Genomic DNA, 6,949 nt, shown 5'->3' on the forward strand with positions numbered 1-6,949 from the left:
CTTTTTTCGTTATCCGGGAATAAATATCATAAATACCCTTGCGCGCGCATCGTTTGACTATTTCACAGGAAGGGTAAAACAGAACATTACATATATTAAGGTTTGAAACTTATGTCAAGCATTGGACTGACGGTTCATGTAAAAGAAGGAGTGCACGACGGATGACAAAGCTAGATTTACACAAGTTTGAAAAAATTATGGAAATACGAAACTTGAAGCATGGGGATATCGATCAAATTATCGCGATGCAGGCAGTTTGCTTTCCAGGAATGAGTCCATGGAAGCGGGAGCAGCTGGAGAGCCATCTTGAAATCTTTCCTGAAGGGCAATTCGTTGCCGAGTATGATGGAAAAGTCATCGGTTCATGCTCAAGCTTGATCATCAATTTTGACGAATACGATGACCGCCATTCATGGGATGACGTCACAGATAACGGCTATATCACAAACCACGATCCAAACGGCTATAATTTATATGGCATAGAAGTCATGGTTCACCCAGACTTCCGGCGCATGAAAATCGGGCAGCGTCTATATGAAGCAAGAAAAGAACTAGCTGCGGAAATGAATCTAAAAAGCATCATCATTGGCGGCCGGATCCCTAACTATCATAAACACTCCGGTGAACTCTCGCCGAGAGAATATGTTAAGGAAGTCCAGCACCATAAGATTTATGATCCGGTTCTCACTTTCCAGCTATTAAATGGGTTTACTTTAATGCGGATCAACCCGAATTATCTTCCGGATGATAAGGCATCGAATAAGTATGCGACCCTGATGGAATGGAATAATTGGGATTACCACCCAAAATCAAAGCGGAAGCACTATAAAACGTCAGAGCCGGTTCGGATCTGTGTCGTCCAATATATGATGCGCCAAATCAGTTCCTTCGACGATTTCGCGAACCAGGTGGAATATTTCACGGACGTTGCGGCGGATGCCAATGCGGATTTTGCCGTATTTCCAGAATTGTTTACAACCCAGCTCATGTCGTTTTTAGACGAAAGATCTCCGAGCCTGGCGATAAGGAAATTGACCGATTTCACGGAACAATATATTGAGTTATTCACAACCCTGGCAGTCCGTTATAACGTAAATATTATTGGCGGGTCCCATGTCGTGAAAGAGGATGATGATAATATCTATAACATCGCTTACCTTTTCCGCAGAGACGGAACAATTGAAAAGCAATATAAAATCCATATCACCCCGAACGAACGGAAATGGTGGGGAGTGAGTGCGGGGGACCGGGTCAAGGTGTTTGACACGGACTGCGGCCGGATCGCGATTCAGATTTGCTATGATATCGAATTTCCGGAGCTAGCCCGAATCGCAACGGAAATGGGTGCGAAAATTATTTTTACACCTTTCTGTACAGAAGATCGCCAGGGCTATCTACGTGTCAGGTATTGCGCCCAGGCCCGTGCCGTAGAAAATCAAATTTACACGGTCATTTCCGGGACGGTCGGAAACTTGCCGCAAACAGAAAATATGGATATTCAATATGCCCAGTCAGGCATTTTCGCCCCGTCTGACTTTGAATACGCGCGCGATGGAATCGTCGGAGAAACCAATCCAAATCTGGAAATGGTTTTGATTGGGGATGTGGACCTTGAAATATTACGCCGACAGCGGCAATCGGGCACCGTAAGGCAACTAAAGGACAGACGTCACGATGTTTATAAAATTCAATATAATCAAGGGTCGAAATGAAAAAGAGGCTGACGCTATTGTCAGCCTCTTTCGGTTTGTTCCGTTTAGGTTAGGAGTACCAGCCAAGGGTCCTAGTTTTTACGTATAGAAATTCCAAATATGCAAAACCTATTTGTAACATAATTTGTAAGCTAGCCATATAAGCAAATTTCTTGTGAAGACCTTTCCGCCGCATGATCTAAATACCGGAGCAATGTGTACAGCTTTTCCTCGATGACACTGTAATCATGCTCAAAGTTGTAGGCGTGCAGAAAATGCTCGATTTTCTTTGACAAAAAGTTGTCTTTGGTTCTGACCATTAGAATCAGCAAGTTATCCCATTCAGAGCGATGCGTGTAGAACAAAGCCCGATCATAATCCGCTTTAATCATTTTTCTCTCCTCCTTAAAGGAGTTACTTGTAGTTTGTGCGGGAAGAGAAGGAACATTCCCATACAAAATGTGGAGAAGCCTTAAATGGGGTCTGTATCAATTTACCTGAATAAAAAAGCAGGTGTTCAATGAAACGAATTATCATTTTAAGTGTAATGTGTATGCTATTTTTCCCTTGGCCTATTCAAGCTGAAGGAATTGTCAAACCACATCATATTTATACATATGAGAAACTGGAAGCAGATTTGAATGCTTTAGAGAAAAAAACAAAAATATCGTCATCCGGGAAATTGGGAAATCCCATCACGGCAGAAATATTTGGGCGGCACAATTGGGAAAAGGCGATCACACCATTTTACTTGTCGGCGCACATCATGGCAGGGAGTGGCTTACGACTTCGTTATTGATGAAGATGCTCGAAGAATATAGTGAGGCTTACGATAAAAACGGATGGATTGACGGTTTTTCAACCGATATCCTGGATGAGGTCAGTATCTGGTTCGTGCCGATGATTAACCCCGATGGAGTCAGCATCCAGCAGGGGGATCTATCGTTCCTTACCAGGAAGGAGAAGATTGCACTATGGAAAATGAACAAGTTCAGATTGGATTATCGCAGCTGGAAGGCAAATGGAGCTGGAATCGATCTTAACAGGCAATATCCTGCCGGTTGGGAAGACAGCAAGACAGAAGTAAACCGCCCACATTATCAATTCTACAAAGGAACACGACCGTTTCAGGCAAGAGAGGCTAGGGCTTTAGCGGAATTCACAGGGCGAATTAATCCGGAGATTGCGGTTAGCTACCACACCTCAGGAAGGGAAATATTTTGGCATTATCACAATAAAGCGGAAAACGTAATCAGGGATTATCAAATAGCGCGGAAAACGGCAGCCCTGACTGGGTATCAACTTTCTTCGCCTGAAAAGCATGCGGTAGGAAGCGGGTATACGGATTGGTTCATAACAAAATTCAACCGGCCTGCATTAACGATTGAAATCAGTTACCTTGTAAAGGAAACGAATCCTCCGCTTTCGGTGTTTACCGAGGAGTGGAAAAGAAATAAAGCCGGCGGTCTCATGCTTGCAGAAGAGGCTCGTAATCTAAGTAAGAATAAGCATAAGAAGGACAATCTTATCGCATATTAAACATATATGAAGTAAAAGGAGGCGCATCATGAAAAAGATTTTAAGCATTTTGTTTGCCGTAATGATTTTGTTCCAATCAGGTGTCATAGCAGCAGAGAAGCCCGATTATGAAAAATATGGACAAATCGCCATTGCGGTTGTAAAGGCTGACTATCCAGGTGAAGCCGTCACCGAATATCAGTACCTGGGCCGTAAAAAGTTAATGAACGATCAGGTTGAAGATGGTTTTCTATTTAACGTGACCGAAAATGGGAAAAAAGTCGATGTGACGGTAAAGGTGCGGCATAGCCTTGCCAACAATAAAATGTTGAATTTGACGGTTGAGGAAATTACGGGGCAGTAGCAACCTTAATTCATACCAATATCTTTAATTTGAAAAACGCTTGGAGTTCCAAGCGTTTTTTTATCATGTATTTTTTCCGGTTCTTCTATCATACATTGTGGTAAGACTCAAAATGGGGGAGAAGCCGATGAACAATGCGGAACGAAATGCCCTGGAGAATTCAATCAGTGAGATTACCGAGATTGCGAAAGGATTCGGTCTAGATTATTATCCGATGCGCTACGAAATATGTCCTTCTGAAATCATTTATACGTTTGGTGCGTATGGCATGCCGACGCGTTATTCCCACTGGAGCTTTGGGAAGCAATTTCATAAAATGAAGCTCCATTACGATTTTGGTTTAAGCAAGATTTACGAATTGGTGATTAACTCCAATCCGTGTTATGCCTTTTTGCTTGATTCCAACACATTGATCCAGAACAAGTTAATTGTTGCCCATGTCCTGGCCCACTGCGATTTTTTCAAAAATAATGTCCGCTTTCAAAATACGAAACGTGATATGGTCGAAAGTATGGCGGCAACAGCTGAAAGAATCCGGCAATATGAGATTGAACACGGAAAAGAGGAAGTGGAAACATTCCTGGATGCCGTCTTGGCGATTGAAGAGCATATTGACCCATCGCTGGTTCGTCCGAAGCTGTCTTGGACAATGGAGGATGCGGCGGAGGAAGAAGAGGAATCAGCCAAACCATCCTCGTCTCCGTATGACGATTTATGGTTGCTTGATCAAAGAGCTGATACCCAGACGAAATGGATGAAAAAGAAAAGAAAATTCCCGCCGCAGCCGGAAAAAGACCTTCTTTTATTCATTGAGCAATATAGCCGCGAGCTGACAGACTGGCAGCGGGACATCTTAACGATGATGCGAGAAGAAATGCTTTATTTCTGGCCACAGCTGGAAACGAAAATCATGAACGAAGGCTGGGCCTCATATTGGCATCAGCGAATCTTGCGTGAAATGGATCTGACATCGAATGACGCGATTGAATTCGCGAAATTAAATGCGGGAGTGGTTCAGCCTTCAACGACCAGCATCAATCCCTATTATTTGGGATTGAAGATTTTTGAAGACATCGAGGAGCGATATGATAACCCGACAGAGGAAATGAAGGAGCGGGGCGTTAAGCCAGGCTCTGGGCGTGAGAAGATGTTTGAGGTCCGCGAAATTGAAAGCGACATTTCTTTTTTGCGAAATTACCTGACGAAGGATCTTGTCATGCGGGAGGATATGTATTTGTTCCAGAAGCAGGGCAAGGATTACAAAATTGTCGATAAGGCTTGGGAACAGGTGCGCGATCAGCTCGTCAACATGAGAGTCAACGGAGGGTTTCCGTATATCACGGTTAACGACGGGGATTATCTGCGGAATGGGGAATTATATCTGAAGCATTGGTTCGAAGGAATTGAACTTGATGTCAAGTATACGGAAAAAGTACTGCCATATATCCACCAACTGTGGGGACGCTCCGTCCACCTCGAATCGATGATGGAAAATAAGGAAATTCTGTTTACCTATGATGGGAAAGGAATTCACCGGAAGTATTTATAAAGCAAAAGGCTGTCGATCAAGACTTGAGCGACAGCCTTTTAAATGTCTAATCCGAGATTAATTTTTTGAATAAAACGTAATCGAGGAGGAAGGAGTATATAAAGATATATAACCGTAATCAATGTTAATATTGACAGATTGGAAGTAAATTATGAATCAACGGTTAAATGTGATCATAGATTCATTTACTTGGACTTTGTCAATATGATCGAGAAACGTTTGTTTTACCAATTCGTTTTGAGCTCGTTTATATTCAGCACCGCCTACTATCTCGGGCTTTCCAATTTTTCTGTCCAAGAATTGAAAGACAACGGAGTCTTTTTCTAATTCTTTTTGAACCTCGTGCCAATACAAATCCGGAGATATTCCTGATTCTTTAATATTTTGTTCGTGTACAACTTTGTTTTCACCTATTTTCTGTTCTTCAAGTTCTCTAGTGATTTCATCTTGGTCAGCCTTGATACCTAAAGCTAATGCTTCTTGGAAAAAAATATGACTGGAGACATAAAAGGCTATACTCATAGAATCGAGTACTTCCATATCAGGATCCATCGACAAGTTTTCCTTTTGGTATGTAGCGTAGACCCCTTCTTCCAAAGGAACTAATACACTTTTTATTGTTTTGTCCAACTGATCTTCTGAAATTCCCGGATGATCGGGCAGAGGCAAGGCACTCGGCTCTGCTTTCGGTTCTTCGCTTGTTATCTCTTCTTCTTTTTCAGTTGGCTTTACCATGCCGGATAATTCATATACTATTCCCACTATTAAAATCAGCCCTATGGCGCCAGCGAAAATACCTTTCTTCATGAGACACGCTCCTTTCGGATAATGTTTTATTCGATAGAATATCTTCGTGATCAGAAAGTCTCGAAGCTAATATGTATGAAAACTATTGATAGCGATCTATCTTGTAAATAAAATAGTGCAACTTGCAATTTTGCTTTGTCATTTCAAATGTATAGCAGGAATGAAAAGATAACAAATCTTCGATAAGGCTCGGGAAAAAATAAAAATCTAACGATCTCCACGAATCGTAGGATTACTATTAATACTATTCAGTGTGCTATGTAAATACTTCAGAAAGCGCAAATAAAGCTTACCCCATCTAAATCAACAACCCATTGGATTATTCTTCGACCGCAATGGTTGTTTTACCTGCAGTCTTTTCTAAATGGAAATATCAATGTTACAAACAGGAACTGCTTTTTTTAGCCAGAAGGGCGGATGCCCAGCACTTGTATTTGCTCTGGTACATAAATCAGGTTTGTGAACAGCGATTACAAGGCATGTTCTAGGACTGAAATAATGCAACAAGACCTTTATAATAAGTATTTACAACACTTAGGATTATCTGAGGATTATAAGAGAATGAAAGAGGCTTCAGCCAACAATCCGGGGCTTATTTCGGCTATGGGGAAAAAGAGCATGAGAATAAAGCGAAAGCATACTATTATAAAAAGCAAATGGATCAACAACATTCTTCGCATTATGGCCCAATGCCATATGACAATTACATGGATATGTAAAAAAACAACTCCTGAATAATCTGTTCAGGAGTTGATTTTTAAGAATTCCATACTTTTTTAATTTTGAAAATGTCCACTCCGGCTTACAAAATTCCTGAAAAGGCAAGACGGATTTTTATGGATGATCCTTACTTCCCTAGTACAATTGCATTACGAATTTCAAAAATATCTTGAAATATTATAGTTATTTAATTAAACTTACTTACTATAAGTAAGTTTAATTAATGTTGTACACTTAACTTAAAGGCTCTGTTAAACGATAATGTTGTTTTTGGGAAGGGAATCTGCGAGACTCCTCGAA

Annotated in this window: 7 protein-coding genes; 5 read left to right on the top strand and 2 right to left on the bottom strand. The window is 41.3% G+C overall.

Going from position 1 to position 6,949, the window contains the following annotated elements; translation table 11 throughout:
- Positions 1–161: 161 nt before the first annotated feature.
- Complete coding sequence (locus tag D0463_RS16430; RefSeq protein ID WP_117308456.1) at positions 162–1,712, top strand: bifunctional GNAT family N-acetyltransferase/carbon-nitrogen hydrolase family protein; 1,551 nt, start codon at positions 162–164, stop codon at positions 1,710–1,712.
- A 131-nt stretch (positions 1,713–1,843) separates the two neighbouring features.
- Here the strand turns inward: D0463_RS16430 and D0463_RS16435 are convergent, their stop codons facing one another.
- On the bottom strand, positions 1,844–2,083 hold the full coding sequence (locus tag D0463_RS16435) for a YhdB family protein (protein ID WP_117308457.1): 240 nt from the start codon (positions 2,081–2,083) through the stop codon (positions 1,844–1,846).
- A 316-nt stretch (positions 2,084–2,399) separates the two neighbouring features.
- Between D0463_RS16435 and D0463_RS16440 the strand changes: the two genes are divergently transcribed.
- From D0463_RS16440 to D0463_RS16450, 3 genes are all read left to right on the top strand, one after another.
- Positions 2,400–3,230 carry a M14 family zinc carboxypeptidase gene (locus D0463_RS16440; protein WP_483295748.1) on the top strand — a complete coding sequence of 277 codons (831 nt, stop codon included), beginning with the start codon at positions 2,400–2,402 and terminating at the stop codon, positions 3,228–3,230.
- Positions 3,231–3,258: 28 nt separating this feature from the next.
- Positions 3,259–3,573: a DUF3889 domain-containing protein gene (locus D0463_RS16445; RefSeq protein ID WP_117308459.1), complete on the top strand. Its 315-nt coding sequence runs from the start codon at positions 3,259–3,261 to the stop codon at positions 3,571–3,573.
- 127 nt (positions 3,574–3,700) lie between these two features.
- Positions 3,701–5,122 (top strand): SpoVR family protein, encoded by a 1,422-nt coding sequence (locus D0463_RS16450; protein ID WP_117308460.1) that lies wholly within the window; start codon positions 3,701–3,703, stop codon positions 5,120–5,122.
- Between the two features lie 156 nt (positions 5,123–5,278).
- Here D0463_RS16450 and D0463_RS16455 read toward each other — a convergent pair whose 3' ends face one another.
- Entirely contained in the window at positions 5,279–5,929 is a 651-nt protein-coding gene (locus D0463_RS16455; RefSeq protein WP_117308461.1) for a hypothetical protein, read from the bottom strand.
- A gap of 498 nt (positions 5,930–6,427) precedes the next feature.
- Here D0463_RS16455 and D0463_RS16460 point away from each other — a divergent pair, with 498 nt between their 5' ends.
- Positions 6,428–6,667 (top strand): hypothetical protein, encoded by a 240-nt coding sequence (locus tag D0463_RS16460; protein WP_117308462.1) that lies wholly within the window; start codon positions 6,428–6,430, stop codon positions 6,665–6,667.
- Positions 6,668–6,949: the final 282 nt, after the last annotated feature.

Origin of the sequence: Bacillus sp. V59.32b (assembly GCF_003429085.1) — a bacterium.
Taxonomy (GTDB): Bacteria; Bacillota; Bacilli; order Bacillales; family DSM-1321; genus Peribacillus.

Coding starts and splice junctions, on each gene's coding strand:
- D0463_RS16430 (WP_117308456.1), top strand. CDS start 162: ATGACAAAGCTAGATTTACACAAGTTTGAAAAAATTATGGAAATACGA.
- D0463_RS16435 (WP_117308457.1), bottom strand. CDS start 2,083: ATGATTAAAGCGGATTATGATCGGGCTTTGTTCTACACGCATCGCTCT.
- D0463_RS16445 (WP_117308459.1), top strand. CDS start 3,259: ATGAAAAAGATTTTAAGCATTTTGTTTGCCGTAATGATTTTGTTCCAA.
- D0463_RS16450 (WP_117308460.1), top strand. CDS start 3,701: ATGAACAATGCGGAACGAAATGCCCTGGAGAATTCAATCAGTGAGATT.
- D0463_RS16455 (WP_117308461.1), bottom strand. CDS start 5,929: ATGAAGAAAGGTATTTTCGCTGGCGCCATAGGGCTGATTTTAATAGTG.
- D0463_RS16460 (WP_117308462.1), top strand. CDS start 6,428: ATGCAACAAGACCTTTATAATAAGTATTTACAACACTTAGGATTATCT.